Annotated in this window: 19 protein-coding genes; 16 read left to right on the top strand and 3 right to left on the bottom strand. The window is 46.0% G+C overall.

Annotated elements, in window-relative coordinates:
- Nucleotide 1 precedes the first annotated feature (1 nt).
- The 4 genes from QUB12_RS04010 to QUB12_RS03995 all read left to right on the top strand — a co-directional run bounded on the left by QUB12_RS04010 (nucleotide 2) and on the right by QUB12_RS03995 (nucleotide 2800).
- Nucleotides 2-343 carry a hypothetical protein gene (locus QUB12_RS04010; protein WP_333305597.1) on the top strand — a complete coding sequence of 114 codons (342 nt, stop codon included), beginning with the start codon at nucleotides 2-4 and terminating at the stop codon, nucleotides 341-343.
- A gap of 37 nt (nucleotides 344-380) precedes the next feature.
- The gene (locus QUB12_RS04005; protein WP_333305594.1) at nucleotides 381-1187 is read left to right on the top strand and encodes a DNA cytosine methyltransferase; all 807 of its coding nucleotides are present in this window, start codon (nucleotides 381-383) and stop codon (nucleotides 1185-1187) included.
- Nucleotides 1159-2259: a hypothetical protein gene (locus tag QUB12_RS04000; RefSeq protein ID WP_333305593.1), complete on the top strand. Its 1101-nt coding sequence runs from the start codon at nucleotides 1159-1161 to the stop codon at nucleotides 2257-2259. The genes QUB12_RS04005 and QUB12_RS04000 overlap by 29 nt, the downstream gene beginning before the upstream one ends.
- 409 nt (nucleotides 2260-2668) lie before the next feature.
- On the top strand, nucleotides 2669-2800 hold the full coding sequence (locus tag QUB12_RS03995) for a hypothetical protein (protein WP_333305591.1): 132 nt from the start codon (nucleotides 2669-2671) through the stop codon (nucleotides 2798-2800).
- Nucleotides 2801-3467: 667 nt separating this feature from the next.
- Here the strand turns inward: QUB12_RS03995 and QUB12_RS03990 are convergent.
- A complete protein-coding gene (locus QUB12_RS03990; RefSeq protein WP_333305589.1) occupies nucleotides 3468-3740 on the bottom strand; it encodes a hypothetical protein in 273 nt (90 codons plus the stop codon).
- Nucleotides 3741-3750: 10 nt separating this feature from the next.
- Nucleotides 3751-4617 carry a DNA phosphorothioation-associated putative methyltransferase gene (locus QUB12_RS03985; protein ID WP_333305587.1) on the bottom strand — a complete coding sequence of 289 codons (867 nt, stop codon included), beginning with the start codon at nucleotides 4615-4617 and terminating at the stop codon, nucleotides 3751-3753.
- 87 nt (nucleotides 4618-4704) lie between these two features.
- Between QUB12_RS03985 and QUB12_RS03980 the strand changes: the two genes are divergently transcribed.
- From QUB12_RS03980 to QUB12_RS03930, 11 genes are all read left to right on the top strand, one after another.
- Nucleotides 4705-5040, top strand: coding sequence for a DUF3846 domain-containing protein (locus QUB12_RS03980; RefSeq protein ID WP_333305585.1), 336 nt, complete (start codon nucleotides 4705-4707; stop codon nucleotides 5038-5040).
- A gap of 142 nt (nucleotides 5041-5182) precedes the next feature.
- Nucleotides 5183-6013: a siphovirus Gp157 family protein gene (locus tag QUB12_RS03975; RefSeq protein WP_333305583.1), complete on the top strand. Its 831-nt coding sequence runs from the start codon at nucleotides 5183-5185 to the stop codon at nucleotides 6011-6013.
- Nucleotides 6014-6147: 134 nt separating this feature from the next.
- The gene (locus QUB12_RS03970) at nucleotides 6148-6570 is read left to right on the top strand and encodes a hypothetical protein (RefSeq protein ID WP_333305581.1); all 423 of its coding nucleotides are present in this window, start codon (nucleotides 6148-6150) and stop codon (nucleotides 6568-6570) included.
- A gap of 11 nt (nucleotides 6571-6581) precedes the next feature.
- The gene (locus QUB12_RS03965; RefSeq protein ID WP_333305579.1) at nucleotides 6582-6839 is read left to right on the top strand and encodes a hypothetical protein; all 258 of its coding nucleotides are present in this window, start codon (nucleotides 6582-6584) and stop codon (nucleotides 6837-6839) included.
- Nucleotides 6836-7453 (top strand): hypothetical protein, encoded by a 618-nt coding sequence (locus tag QUB12_RS03960; RefSeq protein ID WP_333305577.1) that lies wholly within the window; start codon nucleotides 6836-6838, stop codon nucleotides 7451-7453. Before QUB12_RS03965 ends, QUB12_RS03960 begins: the two co-directional genes overlap by 4 nt.
- Nucleotides 7454-7552: 99 nt before the next feature.
- Nucleotides 7553-7864: a hypothetical protein gene (locus QUB12_RS03955; RefSeq protein WP_333305575.1), complete on the top strand. Its 312-nt coding sequence runs from the start codon at nucleotides 7553-7555 to the stop codon at nucleotides 7862-7864.
- 580 nt (nucleotides 7865-8444) lie between these two features.
- Nucleotides 8445-8822, top strand: a complete 378-nt coding sequence (locus QUB12_RS03950; RefSeq protein ID WP_333305574.1) for a hypothetical protein — start codon at nucleotides 8445-8447, stop codon at nucleotides 8820-8822.
- A gap of 76 nt (nucleotides 8823-8898) precedes the next feature.
- Nucleotides 8899-9195: a hypothetical protein gene (locus QUB12_RS03945; protein ID WP_333305572.1), complete on the top strand. Its 297-nt coding sequence runs from the start codon at nucleotides 8899-8901 to the stop codon at nucleotides 9193-9195.
- Nucleotides 9196-9334: 139 nt separating this feature from the next.
- Nucleotides 9335-10201 (top strand): DUF5895 domain-containing protein, encoded by an 867-nt coding sequence (locus QUB12_RS03940; protein ID WP_333305570.1) that lies wholly within the window; start codon nucleotides 9335-9337, stop codon nucleotides 10199-10201.
- 141 nt (nucleotides 10202-10342) lie between these two features.
- Nucleotides 10343-10786: a hypothetical protein gene (locus QUB12_RS03935; RefSeq protein WP_333305568.1), complete on the top strand. Its 444-nt coding sequence runs from the start codon at nucleotides 10343-10345 to the stop codon at nucleotides 10784-10786.
- A 13-nt stretch (nucleotides 10787-10799) separates the two neighbouring features.
- Entirely contained in the window at nucleotides 10800-11807 is a 1008-nt protein-coding gene (locus QUB12_RS03930) for a DNA phosphorothioation-associated putative methyltransferase (RefSeq protein ID WP_333305566.1), read from the top strand.
- A 144-nt stretch (nucleotides 11808-11951) separates the two neighbouring features.
- Here QUB12_RS03930 and QUB12_RS03925 read toward each other — a convergent pair whose 3' ends face one another.
- Nucleotides 11952-12644, bottom strand: coding sequence for a DUF4417 domain-containing protein (locus QUB12_RS03925; RefSeq protein ID WP_333305564.1), 693 nt, complete (start codon nucleotides 12642-12644; stop codon nucleotides 11952-11954).
- Between the two features lie 296 nt (nucleotides 12645-12940).
- Here QUB12_RS03925 and QUB12_RS03920 point away from each other — a divergent pair, with 296 nt between their 5' ends.
- Nucleotides 12941-13129, top strand: a complete 189-nt coding sequence (locus QUB12_RS03920; RefSeq protein ID WP_333305562.1) for a hypothetical protein — start codon at nucleotides 12941-12943, stop codon at nucleotides 13127-13129.
- Nucleotides 13130-13969 lie beyond the last annotated feature (840 nt).

Genomic DNA, 13969 nt, shown 5'->3' with positions numbered 1-13969 from the left:
CATGAATAAACACTGCCCAAATTGCGCTTCTCTTGATATTTATCGCCATCATCCCCAAAGTTTAGAGATATGTTGCGACAACTGCAACCATCGATGGCAAGCCAAGCAAGTTTTAGCTCCAATCCTTCGGAATAAGTTCTGGCTCAGCACACCTTTGAAAGGCTGGCACTATGTCGAAGTGTGGCGCTCATCAAGCAATTCCCAAAAGTTCGCTTATCGGTTGGCTTATAGCGCTTCCCTTTTTGGTGAGTTAAAGGGTGAATTTGATACACCAGACTTAGCCTTAGAAGGGGGAACCCAGGATGCTAAGGGATTATTAGCACCCGCTAACTCACCAATTTAATCAGCCCTATTGTGACTCCGAAAAAGGAGAAGCGAAGATGATGCAAACGCTTTCACTTTTCAGCGGCATAGGTGGTTTTGAGTTAGCAGCCACCGCCCTAAATTGTTTCACCGTTCAACAGTTAGTAGAAATCGATGAGGATGCTCAATATGTACTCCGACAGCACTATCCCCACATCCCGATTCACAGCGACATCCGAACTTTTAGCGCAACCCCAGGACAATACGATTGCATCTGGGGAGGATTCCCTTGCACCGGGACGAGTAATGCCGGAAAGCGAGGAGGATTGGCTCATCCAGAATCAAGTTTGTGGTGGCAAATGCTCAGAATTATCCTTGAAGCTCGACCCAGCTTTGTGGTTGTTGAAAATCCAGAAGGCTTGCTCGTCCGAGGAGGTAGAGAAGTCGTTGCCTCTCTCCGAATGGCAGGATATTGTGTCACAGACCCGCTCCTCCTATCGGCAAAGGAAGTGGGAGCGGGACACCAGAGAAACCGAGTCTTTATCGTCGCTTACCTTCAGGACTTTGCACAGCAGCAATACGAGCACCAATTCCAGACCGGCGGGGCTGACGAAGTGCGAACAATCGCTCAGGAAGCTGGGCATCATTTCCCCCTCCCATTATTTATCCGCAATGGGAATGGAGTTGATATTCGGATTCCCCCTGGGCTGGACGGATTGCCTTGCTACCAAAGCATCACTCTCTCCCACTTTGGAGTCAAGAGCAAAACTAAAGGTAGAATCAGAGCCAGATACCTTTTTGCCAAGACAATCATGCCTGGACAAGCTTACATTGCCCTCAAACGGGTGCAGCATCTTGCCAAAGCCTTCGGCATCATTGATTGAAAACACCACCGAGTTTGCATTATCGGGGTTGGGTATTAGCTTTTGGAAAACGCTGCAATATCTAACCCATAAAACGGTGACACGTCGCGCTTGGAAAGATAAACACGCTGAGAAATTTATCAACGCTTTCCATCAACACAAATTAGTCAAAGCCTGGGATAAAGATATCCGCTATGGAGGCCAACAAATTGGTTGGTGTCGGTTACTTTGCGCTCCCTACAAAGAACAGCTTGCAGCCATGCCTTATGAAGATTTGCAGGCTGAAGGGGGAATGTGTGCATCAGTCCCAGAGTTTATCCAACGCTACTTTAAAGGCAACAGCAGCCAGGAAGTGTGGGTAGTACGCTTTGATTTTGTGGCAATGGATATACTAGCCTCAACACATACTCCTGAAAAGCTTGGTGTATACTCCGACTCTGAGACTAAAGCGGATAGCAATTCTGACCTCACTTCGCTAGCCGAGAGTATACACCAAGCTCAATTAACTCCTGGGATTACATTTTTAGACTCTGACAGCACTACTAATAGCAACGTACCCCTCAGTCCACGAAAGTATAGTATACACCAAGCCTCATTATCTTCCCTTGGTGTATACTCAATACTTGAACACAAAACTAACAGCAACTTTGGCATTACTCTATCAAAGCAGAGTATACACCAAGCCTTACTCAACCATCAAACATTTCCTGGTTTATCCCAAAATAACGACAATCAAGCTAATACTAACACTCCAATCTCTTTGCCAGATAAGAGTATACACCAAAGCTCAATATCTAGTCTTGGTGTATACGCCATCGATGGCCATCAAAGTGATAGTAATACAACCAACGATTCACTAGCCGAGAGTATACACCAAACACCTGTAGTTCAGGGTGGTAGTGGCTTGGTGTATAGCTTTTGGAAGGGAGAAAGCATGGTTAACCACTACCGCTATAAAGTAAAAGTAAATGGCAAGTGGAAGGTGAGAAGCATCTACATTCCTGTGGGGAAACTACCCAAAGTTAGGAAAGCCATAGCCAATAACTTAGGAGTAGCTGCCATAGTTACTGAGGTACTGGGCCGGCAACTTTGATTGATAGCCCCGCCTTTTTCAAACCATGCGGTAGCTCTTTCTTTGCCGTCTCTTAGTTTTTTGATTTCCCCATCACTCGTTCACATCAACCCGCATCCGCGAACAAAAAGCGATGCGGAACAGATTCCTGCGTTCGATATCGCTCACTCTTTATGGGGTCTTACCCCTTATTTTTACTGGCTGAGCGATCGAGGTTCGGTAAAGGATCTAATCCCTCAATACACCCCACTCTGCAATAAACCACGCTAAATTAAGGCTTTTAGAAATAGAAAGGCAATCAAGGCAGAATGTAGGGTCTTACCCCTTATCATATCCCGATCGCTAAAAATATTACGATAAATCAATGGTTTGAAGGTAGCGATCGGGGCGATCAGGGCGATCGGGATACTGTCACCCAAAAAATGAAGGGGTGGGTAGTTCATCGCAACAAGGCACACCCCTTAATAAAAAAGGAGTTGTGTTGACGATCGCCCCGATCGCCCCGATCGCTTTTGCTCAAACCCATAGCCATCAAGGAAATAGGAGAGCGATCGGGGCATAGAAGCGGTCTGATTACCTTTCGTTCTACGCCGATCGCTGGTAAAGGATGCTTGAATGGGTACGCAGCTTTAAGGATGCAAGGGAGGAGGCAAGGGAGGAGGCAAGGGTTGATGCACAGCGAGGGGAAGGACGTGGGATGCCCGATCGGGATTCAACAATCGCTACTTTAAAAGCAATGCCAGTCTCGAAGCGTGCGGGCTTGCTTTGAATTGGTGACAGCAGGGACTCTTGGTGTATACTTCGATTCGACCAACAAAACTGATAGTAACTCTGCCGTTACTTAGCAACAGACGAGTGTACGCCAAACGCCATCAGATTCCTTGGTGTATACTTGGCTGTTGCCCTTAAAACTGATAGCAACTCTCTCATTACTTTGCCAAGCGAGAGTATACACCAAGCTCCATTATCAGGGTTTGGTGTATACTCTCGTTTTCCCAATCAAACTAACAGTGATGGTTGATTCTTATCAACACGCGAATATAAACCAAACCTTAAGGAATAATCTTGGTGTATACTATTGCAGCGATGGCAATCCAAGTGAAAGCAACCTGCACGAACTGTTCGATAGCCTTGGCTTTTGCCGTTCATCTCCAACGCGCTGTATCGTCCGCAATATTTTAATTTCTATTTGTTTGCAAAGAATGCGTCAGCCATTTTGTTGAAATCTTTTAGCAGTTGGGTTTATCTATTAATTCAACTAACAATTCAGCGGGAATGCGGTGCAGCCATTTCTCTAAACAGTTTCGGTCTAGAGATTCCAACTTGGTTACAGCTTCCCTAACTAACGCGGTTAGATTGTCCGAAACACTTTCGATATTCTCTTGTTTTAATTGAGATTGGCGGAATTCTTCCTCAAAGGCATCGATTTCATCTTCAGTGAGGTAAGAATCCCTGACCCAACCGGGAACCCAATCTTTCAACACGATAATATTATCAGTCATCGCTGCATCCTCAACTCATTCCATCAAGTATAGCTTCTATCCGCAGCAACCTGCGTTCGTTGATGCGGAGCAAATCCCTGCGTTCCATCGCCTCCACAGCATTCAAGTAGCATTCATTTGCAGCGTTACCCAGGTGCATGGTTAGCTTGCCGTTGGGAAGAGAGCGAGAACGGGACTTCAACCTAAAATAGGAATAGCGCTTGCCCTTCTGAATAGACGAATGCTTTTCAATGATGGCATCAGCGGGGGGTATCCAAGCACTCTTCAATTCCTGCTGCTGGGAATGAAGTAGGGAGCGGCATTGTGCTAAGTAAGAGCGATCGCTGCTATGGATTATCAAAGGCAGAGCTTTGGAGTTATGGGAAACAATGTAGGTATTGTGAGTGAGATATCGTGCAGGTACACCCAAAGTATCTTCAATCAAGTGTTTGAGTTCGGTATGTGAATAGCACTTCTCGAACGTACCCCACCGCGTAATCACGCCATCGTTGTAAGGGGTTCCCACGTGGTTTGTCGATCGCCCGGTGATAGCACTAACTACCAGAGTTTGCCGAGCGAGTTGGTAAGCGTGATAGAGCTCTTCACACCGAAGCATGGGAACTTCAATCGTACTCAGAACATAAAGCAGGGTGACAACATCAACCGCTCTTTTGAGAGTACGGGGAAAGTAGTAAGGGTCGTAACCACGGGAGCGAAAACCCATTGCTTGAAGGAAGCGAACATCATCGCCGCGACCGCATCCATAATCCAAGTGCGTGTGATGAGGTAACAGAATTCCCCCATCAACAGCAGCAGCCATCGGTAAGCTCAGTTCCTGGCGTTTGAGAGCAGCTTTGTGTCTCGGTATTATGACATTTTCCAAGTTAGTTAGTGTCATCGCAGCATCCAATTAATAATAATCTAAATATACAAATAATTTCAATAAAATGGCTAGCGCTGGGGTGTAAATAATGGGGAATTACCTATGCTCTACGCTTTGATTAACAACACCGGAATCCACAGATTAGAAGTAGCAGAGAATTGGGAACTTGCCGACCTGCAAAACCGAGTGGGCATTGAAGGTGAGGATGCGTACATAGAATACGTGCGCCATCAATTCAGCGACCCCAACATCGACTTAATCTGCGATGAGGAATTCTCATTCAAGGAATTACCCTTAACCTGCATCACCCGTCGAAGTATTGCACTCTGCGGTCAAGTAATTGCTGCTGCATCTACGCAAGATGGTGAAACCATAGGGTTGACCGAAGCTCAGTTTCAATTAGTCGCCGCTAATCTGACTGTAGTGGTTTTTGTCTAACCAAGGCTGCCTCAAGTTCTCGCTTGGGGCAACTCCACTCTTGGAAAAGTTACCTAAAAACCAATAAAAAATAGGTAACAAAACTCCAACAAAATGGCTATCGCTTTCTTGTGAAAACAATTAGAACCATAGGAAACACATCATGCCCAGAAAGAAGACACAATCCCCCGTATCCCTAGAATCTCCTACCTCCACTGCATTGATTGAATCTACGCCCGACACTTCCTTATTGAATGCCATTTGCGTTCAATTACTAGCAGCATCAGAGCAGGGAATAGAAGCACTAAGCACCCTCAAAGCTCAATTAGTGGCACAGCACGACACTCCCGATACTCCTGAAGCCGACTCCATTGTGCAGCGAGCGTGGCAGCACATGAATCCAGACCAACGCGCTCTAATCTCTAGTCGTTGTGAAGCGCACCGAGAGAAAGAACGAGTACGCGGTAAATCATTGCACCAACTAACAGCACAATTAGAAGACTTGGATGAACTAATCGACAGCATCGAAGGTGAAGAAATCACACCCGAATTAGAAGTAGCGGTGCAACAACTCCTCGAACAACGGGATAGCACCTACGAGCAATGGCTCATCAAAATTGATAACTATTGCGCTGCCATTACCAACCGCCATGCCCTAAGTAAACAACGTAAGGCTGAAGCAGAACGCCTGAGTAAACTCGCAGCTAGCGATAGCAAACGAGTGGAGTGGATGAAGCAGCAACTCAAGATTTGCCTCGAATCTCAGGGTGTCAAGAAACTCAGCCTGCACCGCTTTAGTTTAACTATCAGCAACAATGGCGGAGTCTTACCTCTCAAACTAATTTGTGAAGTAGAGGAACTTCCTCCCCAGTTTCAACGCATTGAAGTATCACCCGATAATGGGGCTATCCGACAAGCCTTAGAAGCAGGAGATATCGAAGCTCAACGAGTTGCACAATTCGGTGAAAGGGAAACTCATTTGAGAGTTCGATAGATTGCCATTAAGCCTGAAATAATCATAAGCCTAAAGTGATTTTTTCAGGCTTAATGTTAAAATAAAAACATCAAATAATTTGAATAAAATGGCTCTCGCTAGTGTAAAAACCATAGTAAGTTAGAGGTGACACAATGCACTGCAACTTAGGATTAGATTGCACTCAGATGGGCTTAGATGAATGCGGAGAGTGCATCAACGAAGAACTGTGCCATGAATACACCCAAGCCTGGAATTTGTACGAAATAGTGTTACTCAAAGGATTCCCAGGCGCGGTGTATCTTTGTTGGCATAGCAGAGATGCGAATACCGAATGGACAAATGAGCAATGGGGATTTAAGCACCTAAACAACTGCGATTGGTTACTGCACTACAGCGCATCATTAAACTCTTTTGACCATTGGCAGCGCGCCTATTACAAGCTTTCTAGTGTCAAGAATACTAAGTACGTCCGCACTGACTTATTTAATGAGTTTGACCTACTCAGAAAGCAGGTAGACATCGAATATGCCAAGAATCATCAAGATGATGATAAAGCGCCATTTTTATTTGAGTAGGGCACTCTAAAATGACCAAAAAAATTCACAATTTACTCAGAAAAGCTTGTTTCGTGAAATGCCGTAACCCTTGCCATCACGAACGGGGATACGCTTTAAAGCATCATAAAAACGAAGCCAGAATCGTAATTTTCTTCAACTCGTTTGCGTTGTTAGATGAAGCAGACCAAGTTTTAAGAACCCAAGGCATGAATGGGATTAAAGCCTTACCCCATAAAGCTGAAGGTTGTTTTCTCTCTATTGAACTAAATCAGGAGTCACAACAATGATAGGAACGCACTTTATCGAATTACCCGTACCCATGCCACCCATGTTACCTGAAATGGTGGGAGTCAGCAACACTCAATACTTTGCTCTTTACTACCAAGGAAGCAAAGCTACATGGAGCAACGGCAGGGGGATGGCTACGTTTAGTTACTACGCCGTGTATGCACCCTTGGTCGAACACATAGCCTTAGCAATTCACTTAGAGTCTTATAACTTAGGCTCTGATGATGAAATGCCAGAACACGCTATTTTATGTGACACAGTGAGCCATAAAATGTATGTCGGTGCGTACAAAGAAATCGATTACTTTCTGTTACAGCAGCATCCCCAGGAGTCACTCACCTTATCAGAGCAAGAGTTTAAAGAAGCCGTAAAAGCGTTGGAAGATATGAGCTTAGAGCAGATGCAGAAGTTGGGAATGTTCGAGATGTTCGGCAATACTAATCCCCAAGCAAGGCAACAAACCGCAGAGTTAGTGAAGTGGCTAGACCAACATATCACCGAAGAATTGATACAGCAATATATTCAATGGGCTAATCGGGGTAATTGGACAGCAATAATGGCATTAGACACCCTGAAGCGTAGAATCTCAGAAGCTAAGAAGCAACAGCAGTAATTAGAGAACAACTAAATAACCTATGCCGAGAAAGTATCAATATTACAGCCTCGGCATGGGTACAAAACACGGATAGTGTAGTCCAATTGGAGTTAGCCCATGAAGCGAGTGACTTGGAGGGATAAAGCAATTTATAGCATTGCCGATGCTCTGTTAGAGTACGAAGCTCAATGCTTGTTAATGGGAAAAACCATAGAAGGCAAAGCAGCAAAAAAGTGGATATCCAGGGAGCGCTTTCCCTTTGGTTTTAGAAAATACACTCCCTACAAAACATGGCTCCAAGAAGTTGCTAAGATTCCCCACTTTATCAGTACGGGGTGGCCAGCAGAAACCTATCCGGGGTGGCGTAGCGGACTCCCAAGGCGCCCTCGTAAATGCCGTGTAAGCGAGGGTCAACTTAGTTTATTTTAAAAAGTAAGGAGCATTAGAGTCAGAAACACAGCGTAGTTGCTTCATCTAATACACGCTTGCGCGATCGCTAATCTTTCCCTGCTACTCCACAACTCTGGTGTTTCCTCGATTTACGGTGTTTGCGATCGCACCGGGGATTGCAGATAGGGCAGAGCAATCGATTGTTGTGGAGCTTCTTGAGTTCCCGTTCCCGATGCCACCCCCCGCGCCAAGTCCTCACCAACACCAACTCCCGCCCCTGTTCTACCGCAGCTTTGGTGATGCGCGCTCCCACTTTGGTTTGGTGTTCGTTGAAGCGTTAGCGAAGCCCTCGAAGAGGATCGCCCACGGGTTTCTTAGTGCTGCCCAAATAATGTGATGCCGTGCCTCTGGAATTAGTTAGATTACCGATGGCCGGTTGCCAGTGGATTAAGTAGCAGCCGGGTTGATTCGGGTTCATGGCTTTGATTAATCTTGTTTGCAACCAAAGCGTTAGCCATTTTATTGAAGTGAAGTAAGTTATCGATAAATCCTAATTTAAATGAACTATAAAATCTCAAATTAATGGCTATCGCTTGGGTGAAAATAGCCAATAATTGCCATGTTAATTCAACCCAATAAACCCATTCAATTACCCAAGCCTTACCGCATTGCATTAACTACTCAAACCATCGAGTTGCGGTGTTGTCTCGAAGTTGCAGCCGACTCCGATGAGTGGATAACTCCTACACCAGCATACTTTATCGGTCAAAAAGTGTGGTTAATTATCCCAGATTTACCCATTGATGATTGGGAAGAAAAGCGCATCTTTGGCATCGAACTCTACGCCCCTAGGTGGCAGCATGGCTCTTTGATGGCCCAACCCGTTTGGTACTACGGAGTCAAAGCTTTGATGGGACAAGGAGAAACCAAGTGGCTAACCGAGGAGAGAATTACCCCGAATCCTCAAGCTTATGATTTGGAATCAAACCATTTCTAACAGCATCAATAACCAACAAAACTCCCAAGTAATTGCTATCGCTTGGGGGTGCAACATTACCAAATAGAGTAAACCCATGAACATCAGAACAATAGCCGTGGTGTATACCCGCAAATTCAACTTGCTTAACTTCAATTCAGTTGACTTATCCTGCTCGTTGTGGGCACAAATAGACCCCGAAGAAGATGAAGATGCCTGCATTGCCATATTGCAAGATAAAGCAAGAGAAGCCGTGCGCTGTGAGTATCACAAAGTGAAAAGCAATCAAGGCCCCGTACCCACAGTTAAAGTAAACGGTGCTTTTGTTGAAGACTTTACCCCAGAAGGTGAAGAATATAGCGCGATTGCGGTGAAGTCAGCACATCTCCAATAGCGCAGAGATTGATGGAGAGAATAGCCCCAAGTAATCAAGTCTATTTGGGGGTTCTCAACATCAACTATCAATAAGTAACGATCGATAAAAGTGAAAAAGAATGGCTTTCGCTAGGGTGAAAAATAGGAGGCTTTATCACATGGCTAAGAAATCAGAGTCTAATATCCAATCCGAATCTACTATCCAATCTGATGCAATGCCAATTCCCGAAATGGTAGAACCGACCATCGAGCGCGATGAGTTTGCCAGTCCTGAATTCGTAGACCCCGAAGCTCGTCTACCACGCATTCAAGCAGTGCGGGGAGAATCGAACTTAGAACACTGCGGCTACTTCATAACTGCCGATCAAATGGCACAAGCAGGGTGGCAGGAGTTTGATGAATCCCAACTAATCGAGTACACCTTCAATTCAGGAGAAACCGAGCAAGGAATCCTTATCCGCAAACCCAGGATGATTGTTTGTCCAAAAACACCGGTGCTTGCCTTTGACCGGGATGAAAGCGAAAAATGCCAACAGACCGTCATCTTGGGCTTGTACGATCGCGCGGCAAAGGAAAACGAACGCATTAGCAACATCCAATTGTTTCAGGTATTTCTAGTCAATGCTCAGAATCAACCCCTGCATTCAATTCCTTTAAGCTACAAAGCCAAGGGTGCGAATCAAGCTAGTTTTAGCAAGCACTGGCAGCAGTTCTGCACCGAGATTACAGCCTGTCACGCCCTCGAAAACGGCATTGCTGCCAAACCCAAGAATGCAGCTTTCAAGAGCTTGTGCGTGTTTGAGTTTGAGGTAGAACGCCAAATCGTAGGAGAGAAGAAGAAATCGCCTTGCTGTTACGTTACCTCGCACACAAAACCCACCCTAGAAACTTGGAAACAGCACTTTTTGGGTTACGACCAACAAACCAAAAAATGGACTTGGGAAGCCCTAGAACCCGAACGCCCTTTGACCATCCCCGCACTCCAATTTTCATCATCTCCACCCTTAGCTTTATCTGAAAGCTAATCCTTACTTTTGGGGAATTGAGTAACTTCTAGTAACTTTGATGTAACTGCAATTCCCCATAACTCAAACACTTGAAAAAGCACATAAAACAGCAACAAAACGGCTACCGCAATGGTGAAAACAACGATAACGAGGTACACTATGGCTCGCACAACTGTGAAACAACCCCAACCCCCTAACTTTGATGCTGCCTTTGGTGATGATTTTACCGTCAAAGATTACTCCGAGAAAGAGTGGGAAAGCGTTTACTATGCCATCCGAGAACTGCAAGGGCGAGCGCTCAGGAAATCTAAATTAGCTCAGGGTGATGTGTTTTCCTGGGATGCTTACAAAGCCAAGTTTTCAGAGGTATTTGGGACTCCCCAGGACAAGCGCTTTACTCTGGAACAATTGGTGAGTTATGCTACCAAAAAGTGGGGTATGGACTTGGAACAACTCAAAGCATACAACCGCCGTTCTTGGGAAAGACGCAATGTTGAAGTCAAGGTATCGGTAATTCCTGCAGTTGTGACAACTCCGAAAAACCTCAAAAATGTTAGCTCTTGGGATGTTAGCAATCGGGTAACAGATACTTGGGCAACATGATATTCCCTACTAATTGAATCGCACTCCCAGGCTAGTCCTGGGAGGTACAATCTTATTAGTTAATGAATTAGCGCACCCAACGCCAAACACAATGCTACACCGCCACAAAGCAGCTATCAACCGCCACAAACTATCGCGACCTTGCCAAAGAGCAATAGAGTGGGGATTCATCACCCCAGAAACTACCATCACCGATTACGGTTGCGGTTATGGGCAAGATGCAGAACGGTTGAGTGCAATGGGGTATCCCGTCATCAGCCGTTACGACCCGTACTATTTCCCCAATTCAACCCCATTGCCCGCTGATGTAGTAATGCTCAACTTCGTATTGTCGGTAATCGAAGACCCAGCAGAACGCGAACAAGTGTTGGTTAGAGCGTGGAACTTAGCTCAGAAATATCTCATTGTGGGATTGTTATCGGGTAAAGCTAAAGAGTCGGCATACCGCTTCAATGACGGCATCATTACCAAGTGGAGTACCTTTGAAAAGCACTACTCCGCCACATCGGGAAAAGCTTACCTGCAAGCAATATTGGGATGCGATTTAGTGCGTCTAGAAAACTGCATTTGGGCTATCCCCAAGGTTTCCTCGAAAGTCCTCACAGCTTACAATACTCCCCCTTCCGAACTTCAGCGCTTGCTTGCCAATTATAAGAAACAGCGCTATCGCTTGGGGTGTCAAACTCTCTTGCCCCAAGGTGCTTACATTGAAGATTATTCACCCAGCAACAGCAATCAAACTTATTACCGGTTGCGCTCTCCCAATCGAGATTTGCCGGGTAAAAAGGGCAAGAGCTTTGTAGTGCATCTGGGAACGGTTGAGTCTCCAGAATTCAAAGAAGCAGCGAAAGCATTGCAGCGCAGGGAACAATTGGATTTCCTTACCTCCCGAATCGATTACATCCAGCAAGTTCTTAAAGAACCGACATCGACCGAGACTAAGGTGACAGTGGCTCCCCAACCAGGTTTCATGGCTCACTTTTCTATGACCCAAATGGATTTGTCACCCCCCGCCAACTAATAGGAAGTACAGACCAACGCCCCGGTCTAACTTGCTTGATGCCATATTTCCCCTTAGTATTCGGGTTATCTTCCAGCATCGCTAACCTCTGAAGCGCTTCCTCAAATTTGTTGCCCCATCCCCCGCTGCTCCTGCCGCCCATCCTTATCTTCCCCCTTGCCCTTCTCCCTCAAATTTACCCGTAGCCCTTTCCCAAAAGCTGGGAGCCCATATCCAATGGCGCTTGGTACACTGTTCCTTGATTTTTTTGCCACCTCCCACTACCAAAAATACAATCTCTTTCGTCTCGGCCCGTTCACACGCCATCTCCCACTGGTCTAGGTTGTACTGGAAGTTATCGCCGCATCCCCTAGTCGAGTATGCCCTCCATCCTTTGGGCACTCCCAACAGTTGCCACTCGGCTTGTTCAGCAGCAAAGTTAACATCCACCCAAATCCGAATCGCTGCTTCTGATTGCCAAACCCGACTCGTCCACCGCTTAGCATAAATCAATCCCATCAGGTAAGCCAGGGGCGTATTCAAGTCGGTGCTGAAATTCAATTCACAGGCAGCCTTGGGATAAAGGGCAGGTAATGCCATCGGATTCGACAGCAATTGCGTAAATTTGTAATCATCCTGGTAAAAGTGGAACGTTCCCGTAGTTCCCCGCTTCTTGGCTTTGCTTCCCCAAGCGTCCAGGGGAAGTTCCAAACCCGTTGCTTGCCATTCGAGCATCAACATGGGTACATCCCAATCATCGGCGGGAAATACCAAACCCCCCGCCCGTAGTAGCTTCCTTTGTAACTTCCCCGCTTCAGTACGATCGCTCCCAATTGTTTCTGGCTTTGGATGTAACATTGTTCCTTCGCTCTTCCTTTGCTAACCCGCTCTACAAGTTGCTGCAAACCGTGGAAACCACTTCTATTGATGTTCTCCTGCTCGCCCACTACTTGCTGCTAACCGTCAAAACTAAACCTCACCGATGTTGTTTTGTATGTGGTAGTTATCGAAAGTTTTGAACACAGAAGAAAAAAGCTCGTTTTCAATCACAGTAAGCGTTTTGGAAAGTGTAGATTGTCCTTTCTTGAACTTCTGATGTTCCCTTTTAGCAGAATAATCAGCCTTATTTTAGGACAATTATAGTCAAGGAATCGGTGAATAGGGGAAACATCCATGCACCGAGTGACGTGTCTGCATCCACGATCGCTCCTGGCGCTATTGGGATCGTGGTTGTCGATCGCGATCGCACTTTTTTGACCACGAAGCGATTGTCCTACACGATCGCCCGCTGCAATTCAAACACTTGGGAAACCTTCACTACCCGCACTATCGATCGCCCTTGAAATTCAAAAGGTTGCTGCGCTTTGGTTTCGTTGCCCCCCCCTGCCCCCTCGGGGGGAGACACTCCTCGGAAGTTCGGGGGAGGATTTCTTGCACGAGTGCGAAATTGCTCCCCCGAACTTCCTCGCAAAAGCAGTTGCTTCGCTTTTATTTGTTTGGGGCCGCTCAGGCCGCTGGGCCGTCACTACATTGGGCAGTATACAGAGGCGGTCGGAAAAATGTGCAAGGCCTCACGTACACTAACTCCGACTAAGCAAATAGGCTTCACTAACAAACTGCAAGGAATTTTCACAGCCTCACTAATCGAATAGGCTTTACTAAGTGTCAGTAAGCTCGAAGACTCGCTAACTGACACTAACTAAACCGTATTCGCTAAGTGAGTCTGTGAAAATTTGCAGTTTGTAAGTGAACCGTATTTGCTAAGTCTCCGTAAGCGTCCGAGAGCAAGTAAGAGTTTGCAATCGTTAGACTCGCTAACAATTGGCTAAGATTTCAGACGCCGACAACGAATTATTCTATCTATTTTGGCGTGTTGTCGGCGTCTGAAATCTTGCCAATTCTAAGCTCTTCTAAGCGAGCAAACTCTAAGCCTTGACATAAGCAAGATTTTGTAAGACTTGGCTCGCGGACAACTTCTAAGCTAATCCGGTAGCTGGCAGTTTTGTAAGCTTCACGCCCCGTATTAAGTAGCAGTAAGGCTCGAAGACTCGCCAACTGCTACTAAACACAGGGCGAGAAGCCAACAAAACGGTCGCAACTACCCGATTAGCTAAGAAGTAGTTGACGCTCACGCAAGCCTAACAAAATCTAACTTTTCCTCGCACCTCTGTCTCCTAAAAGTG

Source organism: Microcoleus sp. B7-D4 (genome assembly GCF_036705125.1).
GTDB lineage: Bacteria > Cyanobacteriota > Cyanobacteriia > Cyanobacteriales > Microcoleaceae > Microcoleus.
Note: the sequence above shows the minus strand (reverse complement) of the source record. Positions and strands in the feature narration are given on the sequence as shown.